The 22,426-nt window shown below is 65.1% G+C and carries 26 protein-coding genes; 13 read left to right on the forward strand and 13 right to left on the reverse strand.

Translation table 11 applies throughout. The annotated features are described in order from the left end of the window. Window positions 1-2: 2 nt before the first annotated feature. Together cydB and J0J06_RS03100 are read right to left on the reverse strand one after the other, a co-directional pair. The gene (gene cydB, locus J0J06_RS03095) at window positions 3-1,154 is read right to left on the reverse strand and encodes a cytochrome d ubiquinol oxidase subunit II (RefSeq protein ID WP_294039885.1); all 1,152 of its coding nucleotides are present in this window, start codon (window positions 1,152-1,154) and stop codon (window positions 3-5) included. Between the two features lie 7 nt (window positions 1,155-1,161). Further along, on the reverse strand, window positions 1,162-2,730 hold the full coding sequence (locus tag J0J06_RS03100) for a cytochrome ubiquinol oxidase subunit I (RefSeq protein WP_294039886.1): 1,569 nt from the start codon (window positions 2,728-2,730) through the stop codon (window positions 1,162-1,164). 120 nt (window positions 2,731-2,850) lie between these two features. Between J0J06_RS03100 and cydD the strand changes: the two genes are divergently transcribed. The 3 genes from cydD to J0J06_RS03115 all read left to right on the forward strand — a co-directional run bounded on the left by cydD (window position 2,851) and on the right by J0J06_RS03115 (window position 6,534). Beyond that, entirely contained in the window at window positions 2,851-4,500 is a 1,650-nt protein-coding gene (cydD, locus tag J0J06_RS03105) for a thiol reductant ABC exporter subunit CydD (protein ID WP_294039887.1), read from the forward strand. Then, on the forward strand, window positions 4,497-6,083 hold the full coding sequence (locus J0J06_RS03110) for an ATP-binding cassette domain-containing protein (RefSeq protein WP_294039888.1): 1,587 nt from the start codon (window positions 4,497-4,499) through the stop codon (window positions 6,081-6,083). Before cydD ends, J0J06_RS03110 begins: the two co-directional genes overlap by 4 nt. A gap of 67 nt (window positions 6,084-6,150) precedes the next feature. Then, window positions 6,151-6,534, forward strand: coding sequence for a hypothetical protein (locus J0J06_RS03115; RefSeq protein WP_294039889.1), 384 nt, complete (start codon window positions 6,151-6,153; stop codon window positions 6,532-6,534). 30 nt (window positions 6,535-6,564) lie between these two features. Here the strand turns inward: J0J06_RS03115 and J0J06_RS03120 are convergent, their stop codons facing one another. Next, window positions 6,565-6,696: a hypothetical protein gene (locus J0J06_RS03120; protein ID WP_294039890.1), complete on the reverse strand. Its 132-nt coding sequence runs from the start codon at window positions 6,694-6,696 to the stop codon at window positions 6,565-6,567. A gap of 98 nt (window positions 6,697-6,794) precedes the next feature. Here J0J06_RS03120 and J0J06_RS03125 point away from each other — a divergent pair, with 98 nt between their 5' ends. The 3 genes from J0J06_RS03125 (at window position 6,795) to J0J06_RS03135 (ending at window position 7,937) form a co-directional block, all read left to right on the forward strand. Continuing rightward, complete coding sequence (locus J0J06_RS03125) at window positions 6,795-7,052, forward strand: hypothetical protein (protein WP_294039891.1); 258 nt, start codon at window positions 6,795-6,797, stop codon at window positions 7,050-7,052. 14 nt (window positions 7,053-7,066) lie between these two features. Then, window positions 7,067-7,423 carry an ArsC family reductase gene (locus J0J06_RS03130; protein ID WP_294039892.1) on the forward strand — a complete coding sequence of 119 codons (357 nt, stop codon included), beginning with the start codon at window positions 7,067-7,069 and terminating at the stop codon, window positions 7,421-7,423. Between the two features lie 73 nt (window positions 7,424-7,496). Then, window positions 7,497-7,937 carry a hypothetical protein gene (locus tag J0J06_RS03135; RefSeq protein ID WP_294039893.1) on the forward strand — a complete coding sequence of 147 codons (441 nt, stop codon included), beginning with the start codon at window positions 7,497-7,499 and terminating at the stop codon, window positions 7,935-7,937. Window positions 7,938-7,950: 13 nt separating this feature from the next. On the opposite strand, the gene J0J06_RS03140 is transcribed toward J0J06_RS03135, so the two are convergent. Both J0J06_RS03140 and J0J06_RS03145 read right to left on the reverse strand, forming a co-directional pair. Next, complete coding sequence (locus J0J06_RS03140; RefSeq protein WP_294039894.1) at window positions 7,951-8,172, reverse strand: helix-turn-helix transcriptional regulator; 222 nt, start codon at window positions 8,170-8,172, stop codon at window positions 7,951-7,953. Beyond that, entirely contained in the window at window positions 8,165-8,587 is a 423-nt protein-coding gene (locus tag J0J06_RS03145; RefSeq protein WP_294039895.1) for a hypothetical protein, read from the reverse strand. The genes J0J06_RS03140 and J0J06_RS03145 overlap by 8 nt, the downstream gene beginning before the upstream one ends. A 124-nt stretch (window positions 8,588-8,711) precedes the next feature. Here J0J06_RS03145 and panB point away from each other — a divergent pair, with 124 nt between their 5' ends. From panB to J0J06_RS03170, 5 genes are all read left to right on the forward strand, one after another. Further along, on the forward strand, window positions 8,712-9,584 hold the full coding sequence (gene panB / locus J0J06_RS03150) for a 3-methyl-2-oxobutanoate hydroxymethyltransferase (protein WP_294039896.1): 873 nt from the start codon (window positions 8,712-8,714) through the stop codon (window positions 9,582-9,584). 78 nt (window positions 9,585-9,662) lie between these two features. Next, entirely contained in the window at window positions 9,663-10,346 is a 684-nt protein-coding gene (locus J0J06_RS03155; RefSeq protein WP_294039897.1) for a tetratricopeptide repeat protein, read from the forward strand. A gap of 4 nt (window positions 10,347-10,350) precedes the next feature. Then, on the forward strand, window positions 10,351-11,679 hold the full coding sequence (locus J0J06_RS03160) for a PQQ-binding-like beta-propeller repeat protein (protein WP_294039898.1): 1,329 nt from the start codon (window positions 10,351-10,353) through the stop codon (window positions 11,677-11,679). Window positions 11,680-11,729: 50 nt separating this feature from the next. Continuing rightward, entirely contained in the window at window positions 11,730-13,100 is a 1,371-nt protein-coding gene (der, locus tag J0J06_RS03165) for a ribosome biogenesis GTPase Der (RefSeq protein WP_294039899.1), read from the forward strand. A 138-nt stretch (window positions 13,101-13,238) separates the two neighbouring features. Beyond that, window positions 13,239-13,640, forward strand: a complete 402-nt coding sequence (locus tag J0J06_RS03170) for an Hpt domain-containing protein (protein WP_294040817.1) — start codon at window positions 13,239-13,241, stop codon at window positions 13,638-13,640. A 21-nt stretch (window positions 13,641-13,661) separates the two neighbouring features. Here the strand turns inward: J0J06_RS03170 and bfr are convergent, their stop codons facing one another. The 5 genes from bfr to J0J06_RS03195 all read right to left on the reverse strand — a co-directional run bounded on the left by bfr (window position 13,662) and on the right by J0J06_RS03195 (window position 18,542). Continuing rightward, window positions 13,662-14,147: a bacterioferritin gene (gene bfr, locus J0J06_RS03175; protein WP_294039900.1), complete on the reverse strand. Its 486-nt coding sequence runs from the start codon at window positions 14,145-14,147 to the stop codon at window positions 13,662-13,664. A gap of 105 nt (window positions 14,148-14,252) precedes the next feature. Further along, window positions 14,253-14,423, reverse strand: a complete 171-nt coding sequence (locus J0J06_RS03180) for a (2Fe-2S)-binding protein (protein ID WP_294039901.1) — start codon at window positions 14,421-14,423, stop codon at window positions 14,253-14,255. Between the two features lie 63 nt (window positions 14,424-14,486). Next, window positions 14,487-15,740, reverse strand: a complete 1,254-nt coding sequence (locus J0J06_RS03185) for a DUF418 domain-containing protein (RefSeq protein WP_294039902.1) — start codon at window positions 15,738-15,740, stop codon at window positions 14,487-14,489. A gap of 33 nt (window positions 15,741-15,773) precedes the next feature. After that, window positions 15,774-17,987, reverse strand: a complete 2,214-nt coding sequence (purL, locus tag J0J06_RS03190; protein WP_294039903.1) for a phosphoribosylformylglycinamidine synthase subunit PurL — start codon at window positions 17,985-17,987, stop codon at window positions 15,774-15,776. A gap of 315 nt (window positions 17,988-18,302) precedes the next feature. Beyond that, a complete protein-coding gene (locus J0J06_RS03195) occupies window positions 18,303-18,542 on the reverse strand; it encodes a hypothetical protein (protein ID WP_294039904.1) in 240 nt (79 codons plus the stop codon). Between the two features lie 111 nt (window positions 18,543-18,653). Here J0J06_RS03195 and J0J06_RS03200 point away from each other — a divergent pair, with 111 nt between their 5' ends. Together J0J06_RS03200 and J0J06_RS03205 are read left to right on the forward strand one after the other, a co-directional pair. Then, complete coding sequence (locus J0J06_RS03200; RefSeq protein ID WP_294039905.1) at window positions 18,654-19,406, forward strand: energy transducer TonB; 753 nt, start codon at window positions 18,654-18,656, stop codon at window positions 19,404-19,406. Between the two features lie 59 nt (window positions 19,407-19,465). Then, window positions 19,466-20,116: a hypothetical protein gene (locus J0J06_RS03205; RefSeq protein ID WP_294039906.1), complete on the forward strand. Its 651-nt coding sequence runs from the start codon at window positions 19,466-19,468 to the stop codon at window positions 20,114-20,116. Between the two features lie 44 nt (window positions 20,117-20,160). Here the strand turns inward: J0J06_RS03205 and arsC are convergent, their stop codons facing one another. The 3 genes from arsC to J0J06_RS03220 are packed head-to-tail and all read right to left on the reverse strand — an operon-like array spanning window position 20,161 to window position 22,425. Then, entirely contained in the window at window positions 20,161-20,496 is a 336-nt protein-coding gene (arsC, locus tag J0J06_RS03210) for an arsenate reductase (glutaredoxin) (RefSeq protein WP_294039907.1), read from the reverse strand. Then, on the reverse strand, window positions 20,493-21,737 hold the full coding sequence (locus tag J0J06_RS03215) for an MFS transporter (protein WP_294039908.1): 1,245 nt from the start codon (window positions 21,735-21,737) through the stop codon (window positions 20,493-20,495). Before J0J06_RS03215 ends, arsC begins: the two co-directional genes overlap by 4 nt. A gap of 25 nt (window positions 21,738-21,762) precedes the next feature. Then, entirely contained in the window at window positions 21,763-22,425 is a 663-nt protein-coding gene (locus J0J06_RS03220) for a hypothetical protein (protein ID WP_294039909.1), read from the reverse strand. Window position 22,426: the final 1 nt, after the last annotated feature.

Here is a 22,426-nt window from a genome sequence, read left to right on the forward strand (position 1 = left end):
CCTCAGTAGGAATCGGGGCTATTGAGGACCTGTCGCTCCGACACGCGGCCGAACATCACGCGATAGGCCCAGGCGGTATAGGCGAGCACGAGCGGCAGGAACACAACCACCACCACCAGCATGATCTCCAGCGTCGTTTCGCTGGACGAGGCGTTCCACACTGTCAGGCTCGAATGCGGATCGATGCTCGACGGCAGGATGAAGGGGAACATGGCAAGCCCGACGGTCGCGATGATCCCCTTGGCCGCCGCCGATGAGCCGACGAACGCGAGCAGGTCGCGGCGCGTGCGGATGCCGAACGCGGCCACTACCGCGCCGAGAAAGCCGGCCACGGGCGCGATCATCATCCAGGGATAGACGGCAAAGTTGGTCAGCCAAGCTCCTGACGCCGCGACGGCGGTGCCGCGCAGGGGGTTGCTCGGTCCTACCGGATCGACCGCGCCGATCAATTTGTAGCCATAGCCGCCCGTCGCCACGAAGACCCATCCAACTGCGAACAGCAGGAGGACCGCAGCCGCGGCGATCAGGCCGAAACGTTGCGCCCGCTCACGCACCGGCCCTTGTTCGGCCTTGATCGACAGCCATGCCGCACCGTGCAGCACCAGCATCGCGACCGACAACAGGCCGCAGATCAGAGTGAACGGCGTGAACAGGCCGAATAGCGTGCCTTCGTAGGTCGCGCGCAAATCGCCATCGAGCCGGAACGGTGCGCCCGACAGGACGTTGCCGACGGCGACGCCGAACACCAAAGCTGGCACGAAACCGCCGACGAACAACGCCCAGTCCCAGCGCGTACGCCAGGCCTTGTCGGGCTTTTTCGACCGGTATTTGAACCCGACCGGACGCAGGATCAGCGCGGCGAGAACAAGAAACATCGCGAGGTAGAAGCCGGAGAAGCTGACCGCATAGACGAACGGCCAGGCCGCGAAGATTGCCCCGCCGCCGAGGATGAACCACACTTGGTTGCCTTCCCAGGTCGGCGCGATCGTGTTGATCACCATGCGGCGTTCGCCGTCGGTGCGCGCGACGAACGGCAGCAGCGCCGCGACGCCCATGTCGAAACCGTCGGTCAGCGCGAAGCCGATCAGCAGCACGCCCAGCAGCACCCACCAGATCAGGCGCAGCACTTCGTAGTCGAGAAATTCCATGGTCATGCCTCCTTCAGGCGGCGGACGGGTAGAGGGCGGTATCGGTTTCCGGCTCCGGCTCGTCGACATGCTCGACGGGCCCATGGCGGATCGCGGCGAGCATCAGCCGGACCTCGATTATCGCCAGCGTGCCGTAGAGCGCGGTGAAGCCGATGATGGTGGTCCACAGCGCCGCCGGGGTCAGCGACGAACTGGCGAGGAACGTCGGCAACACGCCGTCGATTGCCCAGGGTTGCCGCCCCATTTCGGCGACGACCCAGCCGAGCTCGGCCGCCAGCCATGGCAACGGGATAGCCGCCACCGCCAGGCGCAGGAACCATTTCTGCTGGGTATGCTTGCGCAGGCTGGCGAGGAGGAAGGCGGTCGCGAACAGCGCGATCATCAGAAACCCGATCCCGGCCATGATGCGGAAGCTCCAGAACATCACCGGCACGCTAGGCACCGTGTCCCACGCCGCTTTCTGAATCATATCGGGCGACGCCGTGCGCGGATCGGCGACATAGCGCTTGAGCAGCAGCGCGTAGCCGAGGTCGCGCTTGTGCGTTTCGAAATTCGCACGAGCGGCAAGGTCGCTGGGGTTGGTCTTCAGCTTTTCGACCGAATCATAGGCCTGGACGCCGGATTGGATCCTTTCCTGCGCCTTGAGCACCAGTTCGGACATGCCGGTGACTTCCTTGGTCACGCTGCGTGTCGAGATCAGCCCGAGCACCCAGGGTATCTCGACTGCATAGTCGGTGCGTTTCGTTTGCATGTTGGGGAGCCCGAACAAGGTTAGCCCGGCAGGCGCGGGGGCGGTGTGCCAGGCGGACTCGATTGCGGCGAGCTTCATCTTCTGGTTATCGGTCAGCGTGTAACCGCTCTCGTCGCCCAACACGACGACCGACAGCGATGAGGCGAGGCCGAACGCCGCCGCGACCGCCAGCGACCGTGCGGCGAACGCCGTCCAGCGACCCTTGAGCAAATACCAGGCCGACACGCCGAGCACGAATACCGACGCCACGACATAGCCGGCGCTTACGGTGTGGACGAATTTCGCCTGCGCGACGGGGTTGAACAGCACCGCGCCGAAATCCGACACTTCCATTCGCATCGTGTCGGAATTGAAGGTCGCGCCGACCGGGTTCTGCATCCAGCCGTTGGCGATCAGAATCCACAGCGCCGACAAATTGGTGCCGAGCGCCACCATGAACGTAACGAACAGATGGCCGAGCTTCGACAGGCGATCCCACCCGAAGAACATCAGCCCGACGAAGGTCGCTTCGAGGAAGAAGGCCATCAGCCCCTCGATCGCGAGGGGGGCGCCGAAAATGTCGCCGACATAATGGGAGAAATAGGACCAGTTGGTGCCGAACTGGAATTCCATCGTCAGCCCAGTCGCGACGCCGAGCACGAAGTTGATACCGAACAATTTCGCCCAGAAACGCGTGATCTGCCGCCAGATGTCGCGGCCGGTCATCACATAGATCGATTCCATGATGACCAGCATGAAGCTGAGACCCAGCGTCAGCGGCACGAACAGGAAGTGATAAAGCGCCGTCAGTGCGAATTGCAGCCGCGACAGGTCGATGACTCCGGCGTCCATTGAGCTTGCTCCCTCGTGCCGGTGTTCCGGCTGTTGACGCGATTCACTGGATTTGGCGGTTCGGCGATATGCGGGAATTCCCGTATAGGTCCAGCGCGAACCCGCACCCACAGGGGAATCATGGCCGCCAGTCCCGACCGAAATCGCGCCCTTGACCGCCGCCATCGCCTCGCGTCGGTAAGCGTGGAGCGCAGGGCCACGCGCGCCGCGACGGGCTTTCTTATCCTCGACACGCTGGGCGCTGTCGGGCTCGGGGCGGGACTGGCCGGCGCGATCGGTGCGATTGCGCGCGGCGAGTTGCCGCTCTGGCCGTGGCTGGCGCTGATGGTGGCCAGCGGATTGGTGCGCGCAGGGTCGGGGCTGTTGTCGGCACGGTTCGGCGCGGCGGCGGCGATCGCTGCGAAGCGCGCGCTGCGCCGCGATGTAGTGGGCAGGTTGCTCGACCGGATGCCGGGAACCGGTCTGACCGGCGGTGGCGCGGTGAACGCCGCGGTCGATGAGATCGAGGCGATTGGCGGCTATGTCGCGCGTTTCCTACCGGCGCGCGGTGCCGCGGCCGTCGCTCCGCTGATCGTCGCGGGGGCGGTGGCGGTCGCCAGCCCGGTGTCGGCGGCAATCCTGATCGCAACGCTGCCGCTGTTCGTCATCGCGCTCGCGCTTGCGGGCGGCGCGGCGGCGGACAAGTCGCGCCGCCAGTTCGCCGCCATGGCGCGATTGTCGTCGGTCTTCGCCGACCAAATCCGCGCGTTGCCGATCATCCTGGCCTATCGCGGCCAGGGGCGGGAGGAAGCGCGTCTTTCCGCCGCGTCGGAGCAGCTCGCAGCGCGCACCATGGCAGTTTTGCGCATCGCGTTCCTGTCGTCGGGCGCGCTGGAGTTCTTTTCCGCGATCTCCGTCGCGCTGGTCGCGGTCTATGCCGGGTTCAACGTGCTCGGCATGTTGCCGTTCGCCGTGCCCGAGCACCTCGACATCGACCGCGCCTTCTTCGCGCTGGCGATGGCGCCCGAATTCTACGCGCCGATGCGCCGCCTTGCGGCCGCCTATCACGATCGTCAGGCGGCGGAGACGGCGATCGACCGGCTCGACATGTTGCCCCGGCGACGGGAAGGGCGCGCCGCGCCGGTCGTGGCCGCCGCCCCGGCGATCGGCTTTCGCGACGTCACGATCTGCTATCCGGGAGCGTATGAAGCCGTGGTGTCCGGTTTCAAGCTGGAGGTCGCCCCGGGAGAGATCGTCGCGCTGACCGGCCCGTCGGGCAGCGGCAAGAGCAGCGTGCTGCACGCTCTGCTCGGGCTTGCCCCGGTCGTAGCGGGCGAGGTCACGCTGGACGGTGTGCCGGTGGATGACATTGTCGGCGTCGCGGCCTGGGCGGGGCAGCAACCGTTGCTGCTGCCCGGTTCGATCGCCGACAATATCGCGCTCGGTGCGCGCGACGCCACTGCGGGGGAGATCGAGCGTTGCGCGGCGGCGGTAGGGCTGGACTCGATGCTTGATCGCCGCGCCGATCGCCTCGCGACCCTGATCGACGTGCGGGGCGGCGGACTGTCGGGTGGCGAACGCCGCCGCGTCGGTCTGGCGCGCGCGCTGCTGAAAGATGCGCCGATATTGTTGCTCGACGAGCCGACCGCGCATCTCGACGCGGTCGCGGAACGGGAAATCATCGCGGTCATTCGTGAAGCGTGCGCTGGGCGTACCATGATCTTCGCGACGCATTCGCCGCATCTCGCCGCGATTGCCGATCGTGTTGTCGAGATGGGAGGGGCGGCGTGACCGCCTCGCTGCTGCGATCGCTCGGTGTAGAGGATGCGGACGGCGGCAAGGCGCTGCGGCGGCAGATCGTCCTCGCGATGTTCGTCGCGGTCGCGTCGGTCGTGCTGCTCGGGCTGTCGGGCTGGTTCCTCGCGGGCGCGGCGCTGGCGGGGGCGGCAGGGCCGGTCGTGGCGCGCGGGTTCAACTATCTCCTGCCCGCCGCCGCGATCCGGTTGATGGCGATCCTGCGCACCGGCGCGCGGTACGGCGAGCGACTGACGGGGCATCAGGCGGCGTTCGCCGCGATGACGCGTGTGCGCGCCAGGCTCTACCGGTCGATCGCCGCGATGCCGCCGGCGCGGGCGCTGGACGTCGGCCGGGGAGAGGCGGTCGCGCGGCTCGTGCAGGATGCCGGCGCGATCGAGGCGGCCCTGGTCCGCCGCTCCGCGCCGTGGAGCGCCGGGGCGGCGATCGTCGCGGCCATCGCTTCCGTCGCCTGGATCGGATGGGTAGGGGCCGCGCTGTTTGCGCTGGTCGCCGGGGCGGCGATCGTCATCGGCGAACGATTGTCGCGCACGGTCCTGCGCCCGGCGCGCAGCGTCCAGCACTCGGCTGGCGCGCTCAAGCAACGGCTGCTCGATTATGCCGACGCGGCGGCCGAGTTGCGCTGTTTCGACCTTGCCGATCGCGCCGCGGCCGAGATTGACGGGCTCGCGGCGGATTTGGACCTCGCGGCCGCTGAGCAGTTGCGGCGGACCGCGTGGATCGAGGCTGTACTGCCGCTGGCCGCGACCTTTGCCGCCGTGGGACTGCTCTTGTCTGGGGCGTTCGCGGACGCACCAGCGGCGGCGCTGGGCGCGCTGGCCGGGCTTGCGGCGATCGGCGAACTGGGCGGCATGTCCCGCATCTTCGCCGAGCGTGGCGCCGTCGACGATGCCCGGACGCGTCTAGGAGAGTATCTGTCCGCCCCGGCGCGAGGATCGGTTACAGCGATACTGCCCGAACGGCCAACCATCGCGTTACGCGGCGGCCTAGCAGCTGCGTGCGGCGCGGTCGTCGCGATCGAAGGTCCCTCGGGATCGGGCAAGACGACGCTGGTGGAGACTCTGCTTGGGTTGCGAGACGCCAGTGCGGGGATGGCGGAAATCGGCGGGGTGGACATCGCGCTGATCCCGCCGGAAGAGCTGCGACGCGTGTTCGCCTGGTTGCCGCAGGACGCACAGCTCCTCACTGGGACCGTGCGCGACAATCTGTCGCTGGCTCGGCCGGACGCGGGCGAAGCGGTGTTCCGGGACGCGCTGGAGGATGCGATGATTGCTGACCGCATCCGCGCCATGCCGCGCGGACTCGACACCTGGATCGGCGAGAATGGCGAGCAATTGTCGGGCGGCGAGCGGCGGCGGCTCGCCCTGGCGCGCGCTTACTGCAGTGACGCTCCCTGGCTGCTGCTCGACGAACCGCTGGCTGCGATCGACCGGGCGACCGCCGACGAGATGATGCGCCGCCTGTCGGCCCGCATCGACCGCACGGGGCAGGGGGCGATCCTTGTTACCCACGCAAGCATGGAACTACCCGTCGCGGTGCAAATGGCCGTGAGTGGCTAACCGCTCTTGCTGCAGTGCAGCATGGGCGCTAGAACGGCATCGGCGATTCCAACGAAAGGCCGGCATCGTGTGGCATCAATCCACCTTCGACCGACTGGTTTCCGCCAACTTCGAAGCATGGCGGATATCGATCAAGATTGCGGAGACGATGGCGGCGTCCCAGGCCGTGATCGGCGCGCGGATGACCATGTTCAGCAACCCGGCCGCCATGCCGATTGCCGAATTGAACCGGCTGGTGCCCGAAAAGGCGCTGGCCTTTTCCAAAGCCAACAGGGGAGCGACGCGTGCGTTCAGCGGCGGAAATCCCGCTGCGCCGACCGATATTGTCGCCGCAATGATGTCGGACGGCCTGGTAATGCTGGACTGGTGGGAGCGGTCGATCGCCGCGACGGCGGCTTGGTGGGCGCCGGTTCATTCACAAGTCACCGCCAACGTCCGCCGTCTGCGCTAGAGTTGCCGATGAACGGGTGGGCGCCTGTCCTTATGTCATTATTCCGGCTGGCAGGGTGAGCCCTTTGTCCCAATGAGGCGGGTCGCCGAACGCCTGTTTGAGATGATCGATCAGCGCGCGCAACCGCATCAAAGGGCTATGTCCCTGGTTATAGGCGATCATGACCACAGGTTCATTTCCCCTTGCCATGAAGGCGCGTGTATCGCCCTTGCGACGGCCCTATGGCGGGCTGATCGCGAGCGAATGGGAATCGAAGGTCGATGACTGCGGAGCGGATCGGTATCGAAATCATCGGCTGGGGCGGCATGGCGCTGATCCTGGTCGCCTATGTCCTGCTGTCGTCCGGGCGGATCGATGGCAGGTCGTCGGCGTATCAATGGATGAACGTGATCGGCGCGGTCTGTTTCATCATCAACAGCGGTTATAACGGTGCGATCCCATCCGCGACGCTCAACGTTGCTTGGGCCGCGATCGGGCTGCACACCTTATGGCGCGTGCGGCAGCGCGCTGCGGACTGAACAGGGGGGATCGGATGCTGACTTTCTATGGCATTTCCAATTGCGATACCGTCAAGAAGGCGCGGACTTGGCTCGATGCGCGCGGGACGGCCTATGCGTTTCACGATTACAAGAAATCGGGTGTGGACGAGACGGCGCTGCGGCGTTGGGTCGCCGCGCTGGGGTGGGGGACGGTACTCAACCGCGCGGGAACGACGTTCCGTAAGCTGCCCGACGCAGACCGGGCCGATCTCGAGGCGAACAAGGCGATAACGCTGATGCTGGCGCAACCGTCAATGATCAAGCGCCCGATCCTGGAAGGCGCCAAAGAAGACGGGGGCGTCCTTCTCGCCGGGTTCAAGCCGGAGGCTTGGGAAGCGGCGCTTAGCTGAAGGCCTCCAAGCTTGCCATCGCCTGTCTCGGGGCGCAGTCTCCCGTCATCATCACTGGGGGGAGGTGCATGACATGGCTATCGGCGTAAAACCACCGGCATGGTTCTGGATCGTCGCGCTGCTGTTGCTGGCGTGGAATGCGATGGGTGTGTTCGCGTGTATCCAACAGTTCCGGCTGGGCGCGGAGGCGATGGGGCCGGCCACCGACTATGACCGCGCGCTCTACGCGTCGATGCCGGTCTGGTACAACTACGTCTATGCCGTCGCGACCTTTGGCGGATTGCTCGGCGCGGTGGCGCTGTTGCTGCGCATGCGGCGCTCGGTCACCTTGTTCTGGCTGTCGCTGATCGCGGTCGTGGTGATGTTCGGCTATCTGTTCGCGACGACCGACCTGATCGCGCACAAGGGCGCGGGCGTGGTGCTGCCGTTCCCGGCCGTCATCGCGTTGATCGCGTTATTCTCCGTGTGGTTCGCCGGGATGGCGGCGCGCAAGGGGTGGATCGGCGCGGGCTAGGCGGGAAGGGGCGCTAGCCCTCCCACTGGAACACCTCGTCGAGCGGCTTGCCGAACACCTGCGCGATGCGGAATGCGGCCTCGAGCGTGGGGGAATATTTACCCGCCTCGATCGCCGCGACCGTCTGACGCGTGAGGCCGATCCGGTCGCCCAGTTCGGCCTGGGTCATCTCCCCGGCCAGGAAGCGCAGCAGGCGGATCTGGTTTACCACGCGTCCGGGGGGCGGTTTAGCCATGCCGGCCGTTCCGGTACCCGGCGATCTGTGCGCCATAGTGGACGATCTCGGCAATAACGATCGCTGCCATGATCTCATATGCCATGTCTCGTGACGTAATGCCGAAATGCATGCTCGCGGCGACAAGCACGATAAGGGTCAGCAGCACCGGATAGGCGATCGCATAGGCGCGACGCGAAATGTCGCGGTCGCGTTCGTCGCTACCCGCGCTCGCATCCTTGGGCGCCAGCACCGCGGTGACGATGCTGGCGATGACGACCAAGATGGTCTGGACGATCACCGCGCCGAAGAACCCGACCAGATAGACGGGCCCCGGCATGCGTCCGCCGGTTGCGGCCATGAAGCCGAAATATCCTCCCCACACCAATATGGTCGTGACGACCGATATCCAGGCAATCTTCTCCTTGAATGACATTGCTGACCCCATGTTCTAATAACTGAACTAGATGTTATATAAAACTAACATTGAGTCAATCGCGGTCGTCATTTGATGACGTCGACGCTGGCGAGCGGTTAGCGAAGCGGGTAGGGACGCAGCCATGTCCACGACCTTCACGATCGACACGTCGACCAGCCGCGCCAACCCCACGCCCGCACCGATGAAGCGGCTCACCGTGCCCGCGATCCAGCGCCGCAAGGTGGAGGGAAAAACCGACGAGCCGCTGGTCATGCTGACCGCCTACACGGTGCGGATGGCGCAATTGCTCGATCCGCATTGCGATATTCTGCTGGTCGGCGATTCGCTGGGGCAGGTGGTCTATGGCTTGCCCTCGACGCTACCGGTCACGCTCGACATGATGGTCGCTCACGGCGCCGCCGTGGTGCGCGGCAGCTATAATTCGGTGGTCGTGGTCGACATGCCATTCGGTACTTATGAAGGCTCGCCCGAACAGGCTTTTGCCAGTGCCTCCCGCGTGCTCGCCGAAACCGGCTGCGCGGCGATCAAGATGGAAGGCGGCGCGGCGATGGCGCCGACGATCAAGTTCCTGACCGAACGCGGCGTGCCCGTCATGGCGCATGTTGGACTGACCCCCCAAGCGATCAACGCGCTGGGAGGGTATGGCGCGCGCGGGCGGGGACAGGAGGAGGAGGCGAAGATCGCATCGGACGCCAAGGCAGTGGCCGATGCGGGCGCGTTCGCCGTCGTGGTCGAGGGGGTGTTAGAACCGCTCGCGCGCAAGATCACCGAGACCAGCGACATTCCCGTCATCGGTATCGGCGCGTCGGCGGCGTGCGACGGCCAGGTGCTGGTGGCGGAGGACATGCTCGGCCTGTTCGAGCGCACGCCGCGCTTCGTGAAGCGGTATGACGACATGGCGGGGCACATTACCGACGCCGTGACACGTTACGCTGCAGAGGTCCGCACACGCGCTTTTCCGGGCGAGGAACAGGTGTATTTGCCCAAGCCCTAACCCTCGTTGCGTTTCGGGCGCGCGCCGCTAATGTCCCGCGACCAAATCCCACCACAATCGGAGCCTATTCCCTTGGCCGTGACGCCGAAAACCGACGAAGCTTTCCTGCGCGAGGTCGATGAGGAACTGCGCCGTGACCAGATGGTCGGCATCTGGACGAAGCATGGCCGCCTGATCCTGGGTCTGATCGGGGGCGGATTGCTGATTTTCGCCGCGGTGCTGGGCTGGCGTTACTGGAGCAACAGCCAAGCGGAAGCGCAGGCGGTCAAGCTGCAGACCGCGTTCGATGCGATCGCCGCGAACAAGCCCGCCGACGCCGCGCCGGCGCTTGCCGACCTCGCTTCGTCGGGCGCGCCGGGATATAGCGCGGCGGCGAGGCTGACCGAGGCCAACCAGCTCTATACCAGCGGCAAGACGAAGGAAGCCGCCGCTAAGTTCGCGACGATCGCCGGCGACACCTCGATCGGCCAACCGCTTCGCGACTATGCGCTGATCCGCCAGACCAATATCGAGTTCGACGGCCTGGCGCCGCAGATCGTCATCGAACGGCTCAAGCCGTTGGCGGTCAAGGATTCGGCGTGGCTGGGCAGCGCCGGGGAAATGGTCGCGATGGCCTATATCAAGCTCAACAAGCCGGCTGACGCGAAGGCGATGTTCAAGACGATCGCCGAAACCGAAACCGTGCCGGAATCGATCCGTCAACGCGCGGTTCAGGGTGTGGATGCTGTGGATGTCGGCCCGGCCGACCAGAAGGGCAAATAAGAGAATGACGAGTAAGTGGCGGATCGCGACCGCGGCGCTGGCGCTGACGGCGCTGGCGGGTTGCGGCGTGTTCAAGGGCGGCGGCAAGAAGACCCCGACCGTCGGCGAGCGCATTCCGATTCTGGTCTCCGAAAGCGATGCCAAGCTCGATCCGTCGATTGCCGGCCTGCAAGTGCTTTTGCCCGCGCCCGCGGTGAACGGCGATTGGGCGCAACCCGGCGGCAACGCGTCGAAATCGATGGGGCATCTTGCGCTGGGCGGGACGGTGTCGCGCGCCTGGACCGCGTCGATGGTGTCGGGGTCCAGCCGCGAGCGATTGGCGAGCGCGCCCGTGATTTCGGGCGGCAAGCTCTATGTGGTCGACATCGCCGCGATGCTCCACGCCTATGATGCGGCGAGCGGCGCGTCCCTGTGGACGGTGCCGGTCGCCAAGGGCGACGAGAACAAGCCCGCACGCTTTGGCGGCGGCGCCAGTGTCGATGGCGGACGCGTCTATGCGACCGACGGGCTTGGCGACGTGGTAGCGTTCGACGCCAATACCGGCGCCGAAGTCTGGCGCGTCAAGCCGGGCGGCCCGTTGCGCGGCGCACCGACGATCGACGGCGATCAGCTGTATGTGCTGAGCCAGGACAATCAGCTGTTCGCGTTGTCGACCACCGACGGATCGCAGAAATGGAATTCGTCGGGCAGCCTCGAAACGCAGGGCGTGTTCGGCGTCGCCGCCCCTGCGGCTGCGCGCAGCACGATCGTCGCTGGTTTCTCTTCGGGCGAACTCAACGCTTATCGTTACGAAAACGGCCGCACGCTCTGGGGCGACGCGCTGTCGCGGACCAGCATCACCACGTCAGTGTCGAGCCTGTCGGACATCGACGCCGATCCGGTGATCGACGGCAACCAGGTCTATGCGCTGGGGCAGGGCGGGCGCATGATCGCCGCCGACCTCGCCAGCGGCCAGCGCATCTGGGAACAGAATTTCGCCGGCATCTCCACGCCATGGCTGGCCGGCGAATGGATTTTCGTCGTGACCGACGAGAGCAAGCTCTATTGCCTGCAACGATCGACCGGCAAGGTGCGCTGGGTGAGCCAGCTTCGCGCGTTCAAGGTCGAGAAGAAGAAAAAGAAGAAGGGGCCGCTGACCTGGTATGGCCCGGTGCTGGCGGGCAACCGGCTGGTGCTGACCAATTCGCTCGGCGAGGTGACGTTCGTGTCGCCGACCGATGGCGCGATCGGCCAGGTCATCGACAACAAGGAATCGTTCGGGCTGGGGCCGGTCGTGGCCAACAACATGCTCTACACGCTCGATACCAAGGGGCGGATCACCGCCTATCGGTGAGTCGGTAAGGGGGGCGTGACGTCGCGTTGCGTCCCCGCTACACGCGGTCCATGCCTCTCCCTACCGTCGCCATCATCGGCCGGCCCAATGTCGGCAAGTCGACATTGTTCAATCGCCTGGTCGGCAAGAAACTCGCGCTGGTCGACGACCAGCCCGGCGTGACGCGCGACCGGCGCGAGGGCGACGCCTACCTGATCGGCCTCGAGTTTCGCGTGATCGACACCGCGGGCTACGAGGATCTCGACGCGGCGACCCTGCCGGGACGGATGCGCCAGCAGACCGAGGCGGCGGTGGCGCAGGCCGATGTCGCCTTGTTTCTGGTCGATGCGCGTGCGGGCATCGTCCCGCTCGACGAGGAAATCGCGCGCTGGCTGCGCGGATCGACCACGCCGGTGGTGCTCGTCGCCAACAAGGCGGAGGGACGCGCGGGCGAGGCGGGGGTGATCGAGGCGCTGGCGCTCGGCTTCGGCGATCCGGTGCAGCTGTCCGCCGAGCATGGCGAAGGCATGGCCGACCTGTTCGAGGCGCTGATGCCGCACATTCCCGAGCCGGGCGATGATGAGATCGAGGAGGAGGGCGAGAGTCCGAACGCCCCGCTCAAGCTCGCGATCGTCGGACGGCCCAATGCGGGCAAGTCGACGCTGATCAACCGCATGCTCGGCGAGGACCGGCTGATCACCGGGCCCGAGGCCGGGATCACCCGCGACTCGATCGCGATCGACTGGGTATGGAACGACCCGAAGCACGGCCCGCGTGATGTCCGCCTGATCGACACGGCGGGCATGCGCAAGCGTGCCAAGGTGCAGGACAAGCTCGAAAAACTGTCGGTCGCCGACGCTCTCCGCGCGGTCGATTTCGCCGAGGTCGTCGTGCTGCTGCTCGACGCGACGCTCGGGCTGGAGGCGCAGGATCTGCGGATCGCCGACCGCGTGCTGGAGGAAGGCCGCGCGCTGATCATCGCGCTCAACAAATGGGACGTCGCCGAAAACGCCTCGTCGCTGTTCAACGGTGTAAAGAGGGCGCTCGAGGACGGGCTCAGCCAGGTCAAGGGCGTCACCGTCATAACGGTGTCCGCGGCGACGGGAAAAGGGATCGACCAGTTGCTCGGGGCGGCGTTCGAAACGCGCGAGGCCTGGTCGCGCCGCGTGCCGACCGGCGAGCTCAACCGGTGGTTCGAACGCGCGCTGGAGGCCAATCCGCCCCCCGCCCCCGGCGGCAAGCGAGTCAAGATGCGCTATGTCACGCAGGTTAAGACGCGACCGCCTAGCTTCGTCATATTCGGTACGCGGGTCGATCAGCTGCCGGCGAGTTACGAACGTTATCTGGTCAATTCGATGCGCCGCGATCTTGGCTTCGGCGCCGTTCCCGTGCGGTTGACGTTTCGCGCGCCCAAGAATCCGTTCGACCGCGACAAGAATTGACGTTCACGGAAAGATAATGTCGCCAATTACTTAGTCAGCCACTTCGGTTCTATCATCAACGCATCGTTTACTTGGTGACGGTATAAGACCCGCATTGGGCAGTGCGATGCACTACGCCGCTGGAGATTGATGGTGACGATGGGCGGAGACCAACTGGTCAATTGGACCGCATTTCAGGCGGCTCGCAGCGAGCTTGGCGCGGGATTCGTGCGCATTCTCGGCTATTTCCGTGAGGACGGCACCAAGTCAGTCGCGGCGATAGAGGAAGCGATGCGGGGTGGCAACGCCGCGGCCCTCGTGCTACCGGCGCATACGTTGAAGGGCGAATCGCGCCAGTTCGGTGCCGAGCCGTTGTCGCTGCTCGCCGAATCGATCGAACATATCGCACGCCAGTGCGTCGAGACCCGCGACGCGCCCGACCAGGCGTTGGAGCATGTCGTCAAGCTGCGGCCCTGCTTCGAAGCGACGCTGACCATGCTGGAACGCGAAGCCAACCCGCTGGTCGAGCGCCGCCCGCAATTCGGCCGCCGCGCGGGCTGATTCTATGTCGTGGGAAGCGATTTACTCGCTTCCTTCCTCCGCCTTCGCATTCAACTGGATGTAATTCTCCAGGCCCATCCGCTCGATCATCTCGAACTGGCGTTCGAGCGTATCGACATGCTCTTCCTCGCTGTCGAGGATGCGGCGGAACAAGTCGCGGCTTACATAGTCGCGCACCTTTTCGCTATGTTCGATCGCGTCGCGAAGCAGCGGCAGCGCCTCCATCTCCAGCTCGAGATCGGCCTTGAGCACTTCCTCGACCGTCTCGCCAATGCGCAGACGCCCGAGCAACTGGAAGTTCGGCAGGCCGTCGAGGAACAGGATACGCTCCGACAGCCAGTCGGCGTGCTTCATCTCGTCGATCGATTCGTGGCGCTCGAACTCGGCGAGCTTTTTGACGCCCCAGTGATCGAGCAGCCGGTAGTGCAGCCAATATTGATTGATCGCGGTCAGCTCGTTCTTGAGCGCCGTGTTGAGGAATTCGATGACCTTTGGATCGCCCTTCATGGGTTGCCGCCTGTTGCTGTGGATGGCAAGCATAGTAGCGCGGCCGTGGCGCGAGCGACAGCCCAAAAAATGGCGGATTTCTGCGGGTTTCAGCGGCTGCGAACGCTACGCAGCAGCACGTTCCTCGTCGATGATGGCGCGCGCGAAGGGCACGCACTGGCCGCATTTGGGCTGCATCCCCATCGTCCGATAGGCCTGGCATGCGGTCATCGATCCCGAGCGAGCGGCCTCCCGCACTTCGCGTTCGCGGATCGCATTACACACGCACACCATCATGAGAACGATTATCCCTCTCGGTCGTTACCGGAGAGTTAGCGTTGGTGAGAGCGATTCGCAAGACTATTGCGAGGCGTTTGCAAGTGGGCGGCTGAAAGGCTGGAGCTTGAAGCGTGCAAAGCTGCGCCACAACCATTCGAACGGGCCATAGGCGAATCGATCGAGCCACGGTTTTGACCACGCCAGCATCAGCACCCATATGACCGCCACGACGATAAGGCACTGCCATCGCTGGAGGTAGCCATACCAGCCCAGGCCGTAGCCGTTGAAGAACAGGGTCAGCACGATGCTGGTGCCGAGATAGTTGGAGAACGCCGCGCGTCCCGTCGCCGCCAGGCGGTCGGCCAGCCACGTGGCGCGGCCGGACTGCACGAACAGAATGACGATCGCGGCATAGCCGAGGCTGAGGAAGGGGCGGAGCAGGGTAAGCTGGACCGCCTCGGTCGCTGTCATGGTGAGCGGCGACCAGCGCGTTTCGCTCAGCCAGCGGATTAGCGGGATATAGGCGATCCACAGCAGTGGTACGGCGGCGGCGGCCAGCCAATAGGCGCGCTTCGACCATGCGCCGGAAAAGAACCCCCAGCGAAACAACGCCATCCCGATCAACATCAGGCCCAGCGTGTCGGCAAATGCGATGCGGTTGATTACCGTCTGAAAGAATATTGCCGTCTCCGTGCGCGACTTGAGCGCATCGGCATAGCTGCCGCGATAGGCCGCGATTTCCCTTGCTGCGGCGTCCGGCGCGAAGGTCGTGGCGCGCTGGAACTCGCGCCAATCGGCTGCGGCTTGCGAGTCGCCTCTGCCGGTCGCGACGGCGATCCGCCCGGCGTCGAGATGACGCCATGCGGTCAGGCCGTCGACCGCCTTGAAGGCGAGCAGCGCCACGCCAACCAGCAACAATGTACGCGGCCGTGTGCGCCAGCCGACAAAGGCGATCGCGCCCGTCAGCGCATAGAGTACCAATATGTCCCCCGCCCAGATCAGATAGGCGTGGACCATGCCGAACACGAAGAGCGTCGCCATCCGGGCATAGTGGACGCGCGCGGGGCTTTGCCCGTCTGCCAGCGCACGTTCGGCGATCAGCACGGTCGACGCGCCGAACATCATCGTGAACAGCCCGCGCATCTTGCCGTCGCCGACTGCGTAGCCGATGGCCCAGGTCCACCAATTCGCTCCGGTCGCGCCGCCGTAGAAGCTGGGATCGACCTCCGCATAATCGGGCATCGCCAGCCCGTAGATATTGAGTAGCAGGATACCCATTACCGCGAACCCGCGCACGGCATCCAGTGTGTGGAGGCGCTGGGTATCTGCGGTCATGACTGTATTGCTGCCACAGCCGCCATGGTCGCGCTAGGCGATCGTGTCGCCCATCAGCGCGGGGAAGAATCCTTCGTGCGCGGCGCGCAGATCGGCGAGGGTGACGCACCAGTCGCCATCGTCGAGTTCGAAGATCAACCGGTCCTTGATCGTCCGGCCGATCGGGTCGGCGGGAACATCGGCGGCGGCCGCATCGGCCAGGAATTCTGCAAGACGTTCGTCCGGCACCGTCACCAGGTACAGACCCTGATCCTCACCGAAGAACGATTCCGCCACGCCGAACGGCTGCGCTTCGTTGATCATCGCCCCGATCCCAGACGCCAGCGCCATTTCGGCGAGCGCCACTGCCATGCCGCCGTCGGACACGTCATGACACGCGCTGATCGCGCCCTTGGCGATCGCGGCGCGGACGAAGTCGCCGGTGCGGCGTTCGGCGCGCAGGTCTACAGGCGGCGACGAACCTTCCTCGCGACCGTGGATTTCGCGGAGCCAGATCGATTGGCCGAGGTGCCCACTGCGCTCACCCACCGCCAGGATCGCGTCGCCGGTGCCCTTGAACGCAATCGTCACCGATTTCGACCAGTCGTCGAGCAGGCCGACGCCGCCGATCGCGGGAGTGGGGAGGATCGCGGAGCCGCCACCGGTCGCCTTGCTTTCGTTGTAGAGCGACACGTTGCCCGACACGATCGGGAAGTCGAGCGCGAGGCACGCCTCGCTCATCCCCTCGAGGCAGCCGACGATCTGCCCCATGATTTCGGGACGCTGCGGGTTGGCGAAGTTGAGGCAGTTGGTCACCGCGAGCGGCTTCGCACCGACCGCCGAGAGATTACGCCAAGCTTCTGCAATTGCCTGCTTTCCGCCCTCGACCGGATCGGCGAAACAGTAACGCGGGGTGCAATCCGTGGTGATCGCCAGGCCCTTTTGGGTGTCGTGCACCCGCACCACGGCGGCATCGCCGCCCGGGCGCTGAACTGTATCCCCGCCGACCTGTGAGTCGTACTGCTCCCAGATCCAGCGGCGGCTGGCGATGTCGGGCGAGCCAATCAGCTTCAGGAGGTCGCCCGTCAGATCGGTCGTTTCGGGCGCGTCGATCAACTCTGCGGGTTTGGGCGTCGGGACGTACGGCCGGTCATAGAGCGGGGCTTCGTCGGCAAGGGGGGCGAGGGGGATGTCGGCGACGACATTACCCTGCCATTTCAGGATCATCCGTCCAGTATCTGTCACGGTTCCGATAACGGCGAAATCGAGTTCCCACTTGCGGAAGATCGCTTCCGCGAACGCCTCGCGGCCGGGTTTCAACACCATGAGCATCCGCTCCTGGCTTTCCGACAGCATCATCTCGTACGGCGTCATGCCGGTCTCGCGCTGGGGCACATCGTCCATGATCAGTTCGATCCCGACGCCGCCCTTGGACGCCATTTCGACCGACGAAGACGTCAGACCCGCTGCGCCCATGTCCTGAATCGCTACGATCGCGTCCGACGCCATCAGTTCAAGGCACGCCTCGATCAGCAATTTTTCGGTAAAGGGATCGCCGACCTGCACGGTGGGGCGCTTTTCCTCGCTGTCCTCACCGAAATCGGCGCTCGCCATCGTCGCGCCGTGGATGCCGTCGCGACCGGTCTTCGACCCGACATAAACGATCGGATTGCCGACGCCGGACGCCGCCGAATAGAAGATCTTGTCGGTCTGCGCGACGCCGACGGTCATCGCGTTGACCAGGATATTGCCGTCATAGGCGGGGTGGAAATTCACCTCGCCGCCGACCGTCGGCACGCCGACGCAATTGCCATAGCCGCCGATGCCGTGGACCACGCCCGCGATCAGGTGGCGCATCTTCGGGTGGTCGGGCGACCCGAAGCGTAAAGCGTTCATGTTCGCGACCGGCCGCGCGCCCATCGTGAACACGTCGCGCAGGATTCCGCCGACTCCCGTCGCCGCGCCCTGATACGGTTCGATGTAGGACGGGTGGTTGTGCGACTCCATCTTGAAGATCGCCGCCTGGCCATCGCCGATGTCGATCACCCCGGCATTCTCGCCCGGCCCACAAATCACCCAGGGCGCGGTCGTCGGCAGCTTTTTCAAATGGATACGGCTGGATTTGTAGGAGCAATGTTCGGACCACATCACCGAAAAGATGCCGAGTTCAGTCAGGTTCGGCTCGCGTCCCATCGCGTGCAGAACGCGGTCATATTCTTCCGGGGACAGGCCGTGCTCGGCGACGATCTCAGGCGTGATGGCGGTCATGCTTCGCGCCCTTAGCGGGCGGCGGGCGGCGCGTCACCATAGGAGTGTGCGCTCGCCACCATCTCAATGCGGGGCGAGCAACGATACGGCAATCTTGCGGCCGATCAGCCCTTCGACGTTGCGAGTATTTATATCGTTAACTGTCGCCACTCGGCAACTGCCGGGCAGAGGCGCTTTGCAATGATCCACTGGGCCGCCGTAATCGACTCGCAATATTCTTATCGGAATCGTCAGTAGGGGCCACTGCAGCCCTGTTGAGCCACGGCGGCGGCCACCATTAGACGGAAACTGGTGATAATTACCGAATCCGAAGTGTCAGAACTCGCCACCGCCCTTGGGCGCGCTCATCTTGGAACGCCCGGTCACGACATCGACGGTACGCTCGTTGATCTCGTCGAACTGACGCCATTCAGACTTGGTAAGGCAAATCCGCTTCCCCATGATCGAGCCGGTCGGCGTAATCGTCTTGCAGATTTTCTTTTCTGGCGGCGGAGCCGCTGGTCCATCCTGCGCCAGCGCGGGCATCGCGACGACAACCATAGCAAATACTGGCAAGCAGACACGCATCGCGATAATCCCCCTAAATCAGGTCAGATTAACTGACCTAGAATAGAAATCAATCACTCCTCAAGCTTCTATTCATACCCTTTGCGCGTTAATGGCACAATGAACCGGTATCTCGGCAATTCGGCGCGGTGGAAGGGCGCGGTCGGCGCGATGGTCGTGCAGGGCGTGCTGCTCTGGGCCTTGATTGCAGGGCTGGCAGTGAGCAGTTCTCCTGCGTTGCGCGACAGAATCGCCTCGTTCGCGCTGACGCCCGATCAGCCGGCCCCGCCGCCTCCGCCACCGCAAACGAAGCGGAACAGTTCGAAGGAGGGGGCGGCGTCGCCCGCCAATATTCGATCGACCGCGACTGAAATCGTTGCCCCGAAGCCCATCCTGCCGCCCCCGCCGCAGCCGATCGCTGCCGCGCCGGTCGCCAATACTGGTGTGCAAACTACCCAAGGTGCCGCGCCCGTCGAAGGGCCGGGATATGGCGCGGGCAGTGTCGGCAACGGTTTCGGCAGCGGTGGGGCGGGGGATGGCGATGGCGCAGGCGACGGGCGCGACACGCCGCCCAGACGGATCGGCGGGCGGATCAAGCCGTCCGACCTTCCCGACGATCTGGCCTACAACCTGTCCTCGGGCGTCGATCTGACGGTGGGCGTCAAATATGCGGTCGAGGAAGACGGGCGCGTCACCGATTGCCGGATCACGCGGTCGAGCGGCAATCGTGCGCTCGATCTGCTGACCTGCGACTTGATCGAACGCAAGTTCCGCTATCGGCCAGCGCTCGACGAGAATCGCGAACCCTTCAAATCGTGGATCGTCGAGAACCACACCTGGAACTTCGAGGACGCTGACCCGCAGCGGCGGTGATTCGGAACTTCTTCGATCGAATGGTTGTTGTGCGGCCGTTCCATTTCAGGAGGAGTGTTATGCGTTCATCGAAATTGCTGGCCTGCGCTTCGGCGATTGGCCTGACGTTAGTGTCCACGTCGGCCATGGCCGAGGGCAAGATGGACCGCGCCCGCGCCGCCGTCGCCGAAGCGCGGGGCAAGGTTGACGCAGCGGCCCGTGCCGGGACCGGCGGCGTCGCGCCCCGGACGCTGACGGATGCTCAGGCCGCGCTGCGTGCTGCCGAGGATGATTTGAAGGCAAGCCGCAAGGATCAGGCCATCGTCGATGCCCAGAACGCGTCACGTCTTGCCGATCTGGCGCTGAACGAAACGCAACGCGCGCAGGCCGACAAGGCTGCCGCCGACAAGGCCGCGGCGGATGCGCAGGCGGCCGACGCTGCCCGCGCCGCCGCCGATGCCGAGGCCCGTGCCCGCGCCGCTGAGGCTGAAGCCCAGGCCGCCCGTAATGCTCCGCCGCCTGCGCCGGTGATCGTCGCCGCGCCGGTGCCAGCGCCTGCACCGGCGCCGACCGAAACGACGGTAACGACATCGACCACAACGCCCGTTCCGGCGAGTCGCACCGTGGTGAAACGCGCGCCGGCCAAGCGCGTGGTCAAGCGCACCACCGTTACCAAGGCTGCGGTGCCGGTCGCCAAGACCACGACGACGGTGACGACCAAGACGCAGTGACGCGTTTGACGGCGGGTTCCTGCGCAAGCAGTGACCCGTCGTCGTTACAGAATGGTGCGAACCTTTTCGGGTGGACGGCCCAGCACCACGCCCTTCGCCGTTTCGACAAGTGGGCGCTCGATCAGGATCGGATTAGCGGCCATGGCGTCGAGGATCGCATCGTCGTCCGCACCCTTCAACGCCTTCGCGGCATCCTCGGCGGCGCGTAGCCCTTGGCGCGGCGTCATTCCAGCGGCAGCATAAAGCGCCTTGAGTTCATCGCGGCTCGGCGGGGCCTTCAGATATTCGACTACCTCGAACTCGGCGCCCGCTTCCTGCAGGATCGCCAGCGCCTCGCGCGATTTCGAGCAGCGCGGATTGTGCCATATCGTCGCCTTCACGCCTTTGCCTCCGCCACGAAATCGACGTAGCGCCGCTCGGGCCCGACAAGCGTCCAGATCACCAGCACCACGACGGTAATCCCCGCGACCAGCGCCAGCGCAAAGCCGTAATCACCATTGTGCGCCTCCGCGATGCTCGCCTGGATCGGCCCGTTGCGCGACGCGATCAGATTGCCGAGTTGATAGGCGAAGCCGGGGAAAAGCCCGCGCACCAAGCCCGGCGACAGCTCGTTGAGATGGACCGGAACGATGCCCCATGCGCCCTGTACCGCGACCTGGATCAGGAACGCACCCGCCGCCAGCATTAGCGGCGTCGTGCTGAACGCCCAAAGCGGGATGACCGGCAGGGCGAGCAGCGAGGCGATGACGATCGCGCGCTTGCGGCCGATCGACTCCGACCAGATGCCGAAACTGATTCCCCCGACGATCGCCCCGACATTACCGATCATCGCGAGCAACCCGACCGTCTTGGTGTCGAAGTGATGCTGTTCCTTGAGGAACGTTGGATATAGGTCCTGCGTGCCGTGGCTGAAGAAGTTGAAGCACGTCATCAGCACGACGAGATAGAGCGCGATTTTCCAGTTCTCGAGGAGAACGGCCAGCGGATTGACCTTCGGCTTGTCGCGCCGCGCCTCAAATGCCGGGCTTTCATCGACATGCATGCGGATCAGGAAGACGAGGATGGCCGGAGCGATCCCGACCATGAACAAGCCGCGCCAGCCGATCGCGTCGAACAGCAGGAAATAGACGAGGCTCGCGAGGAAATAGCCGCTCGGATAGCCCGACTGGAGCAGGCCGGAGACGGGGCCGCGCAGCTTCGCGGGGATCGATTCCATCACCAGGCTCGCGCCGATCCCCCATTCGCCGCCCATGCAGAAGCCGAACAGCGTGCGGATCACGAACAGGCTGGTCAGGCTCCACGCGAACGCAGAGGCGAACGAGAACAGCGAAAATAGCAGGATCACGACCATCATGATCGGCCGCCGCCCGAATCTGTCGGCGAGCCAGCCGAAGGCAAATGCGCCGAAGGGGCGGGCAGCCAACGTGAGGAATGTCGCTTCCGCCACCATTTTGATGCCTTGCGGTGTTGGAACCGTCGGCAAATATTCCTTGGCGATCGCCGACAGCATGAACACGAGCAGGAAGAAATCGAACGCGTCGAGCGTCCAGCCGAGATAGCTCGCCCAGATCGAATGGACTTGCTTGCGGTTGAGACCCTTCAGTTCGGTCGCCAGCGACATGCAACTCTCCCCTTGCCGGGGTGGGTTATGCCAAACGCCGCGTCCGCGCCACCCACCAAGCCAGCGCCGCCAGCAGGGCGTAAGCGAACAGCCCCAGCCAGCCCATCGTGACGGGGGCCGGCGCAGGCTTGGCCGGTTGCGGGGTCAGCCAGTTGATCGCCTGGAACAGCGCCATGGCGGCGGCAAGGACGAGCGGCGACCATTGGCCCACCGCCCAGGTCGCGCGGGTGCGGCTGACGAACAGCCACAGCCCGCCGAACGCGAAGGCGAGTTCGAGCGGGATTTCGATCCACGGATGGTTCCACAACCCCAGCCCGAGTTTGGGCGGGCTGCCCGCGAGCGTCAGATCGGGCCGGTGGACCAGCAAGTCGATCAGCCAATGCGACACCACCACCGCGCCGCCGATCGCGCCCGCCAGCCATGTCCCGCGCATCACCCTGACTACCATAGCGAACAGCACGCCCCAACAAAGCGCGCCGACCAGACTGTGCGTCCACGGCATGTCGTACAGGTCCATCGGGTTCATCACCGTGGCGTTCGGCAGCAGCCGCATGTGCTCGACGCCTAGGATCAGGAACGAGAAGAACGCGATATCGACCAACTGCGCCGCGACGAACAACACACCCAGCCGCGGCGATTTGTGGGAAGCGGCCGCGACAAAGGCGGGAACGTAGTGACCGATAAACACG

This window comes from Sphingomonas sp., from assembly GCF_017304615.1.
In the GTDB taxonomy this organism is placed as follows: Bacteria; Pseudomonadota; Alphaproteobacteria; order Sphingomonadales; family Sphingomonadaceae; genus Sphingomonas.

Bases quoted from the DNA above. Each gene is read 5' to 3' on its own strand.
- der (WP_294039899.1), top strand. From the start codon at position 11,730: ATGCCTCTCCCTACCGTCGCCATCATCGGCCGGCCCAATGTCGGCAAG.
- J0J06_RS03135 (WP_294039893.1), top strand. From the start codon at position 7,497: ATGGCTATCGGCGTAAAACCACCGGCATGGTTCTGGATCGTCGCGCTG.
- cydB (WP_294039885.1), bottom strand. From the start codon at position 1,154: ATGACCATGGAATTTCTCGACTACGAAGTGCTGCGCCTGATCTGGTGG.
- J0J06_RS03100 (WP_294039886.1), bottom strand. From the start codon at position 2,730: ATGGACGCCGGAGTCATCGACCTGTCGCGGCTGCAATTCGCACTGACG.
- purL (WP_294039903.1), bottom strand. From the start codon at position 17,987: ATGACCGCCATCACGCCTGAGATCGTCGCCGAGCACGGCCTGTCCCCG.
- J0J06_RS03185 (WP_294039902.1), bottom strand. From the start codon at position 15,740: ATGACCGCAGATACCCAGCGCCTCCACACACTGGATGCCGTGCGCGGG.
- panB (WP_294039896.1), top strand. From the start codon at position 8,712: ATGTCCACGACCTTCACGATCGACACGTCGACCAGCCGCGCCAACCCC.
- J0J06_RS03140 (WP_294039894.1), bottom strand. From the start codon at position 8,172: ATGGCTAAACCGCCCCCCGGACGCGTGGTAAACCAGATCCGCCTGCTG.
- J0J06_RS03120 (WP_294039890.1), bottom strand. From the start codon at position 6,696: ATGATCGCCTATAACCAGGGACATAGCCCTTTGATGCGGTTGCGCGCG.
- J0J06_RS03130 (WP_294039892.1), top strand. From the start codon at position 7,067: ATGCTGACTTTCTATGGCATTTCCAATTGCGATACCGTCAAGAAGGCG.
- J0J06_RS03200 (WP_294039905.1), top strand. From the start codon at position 18,654: ATGAACCGGTATCTCGGCAATTCGGCGCGGTGGAAGGGCGCGGTCGGC.
- J0J06_RS03145 (WP_294039895.1), bottom strand. From the start codon at position 8,587: ATGTCATTCAAGGAGAAGATTGCCTGGATATCGGTCGTCACGACCATA.
- cydD (WP_294039887.1), top strand. From the start codon at position 2,851: ATGGCCGCCAGTCCCGACCGAAATCGCGCCCTTGACCGCCGCCATCGC.
- J0J06_RS03125 (WP_294039891.1), top strand. From the start codon at position 6,795: ATGACTGCGGAGCGGATCGGTATCGAAATCATCGGCTGGGGCGGCATG.
- J0J06_RS03160 (WP_294039898.1), top strand. From the start codon at position 10,351: ATGACGAGTAAGTGGCGGATCGCGACCGCGGCGCTGGCGCTGACGGCG.
- J0J06_RS03180 (WP_294039901.1), bottom strand. From the start codon at position 14,423: ATGATGGTGTGCGTGTGTAATGCGATCCGCGAACGCGAAGTGCGGGAG.
- bfr (WP_294039900.1), bottom strand. From the start codon at position 14,147: ATGAAGGGCGATCCAAAGGTCATCGAATTCCTCAACACGGCGCTCAAG.
- J0J06_RS03205 (WP_294039906.1), top strand. From the start codon at position 19,466: ATGCGTTCATCGAAATTGCTGGCCTGCGCTTCGGCGATTGGCCTGACG.
- J0J06_RS03170 (WP_294040817.1), top strand. From the start codon at position 13,239: ATGGGCGGAGACCAACTGGTCAATTGGACCGCATTTCAGGCGGCTCGC.
- J0J06_RS03215 (WP_294039908.1), bottom strand. From the start codon at position 21,737: ATGTCGCTGGCGACCGAACTGAAGGGTCTCAACCGCAAGCAAGTCCAT.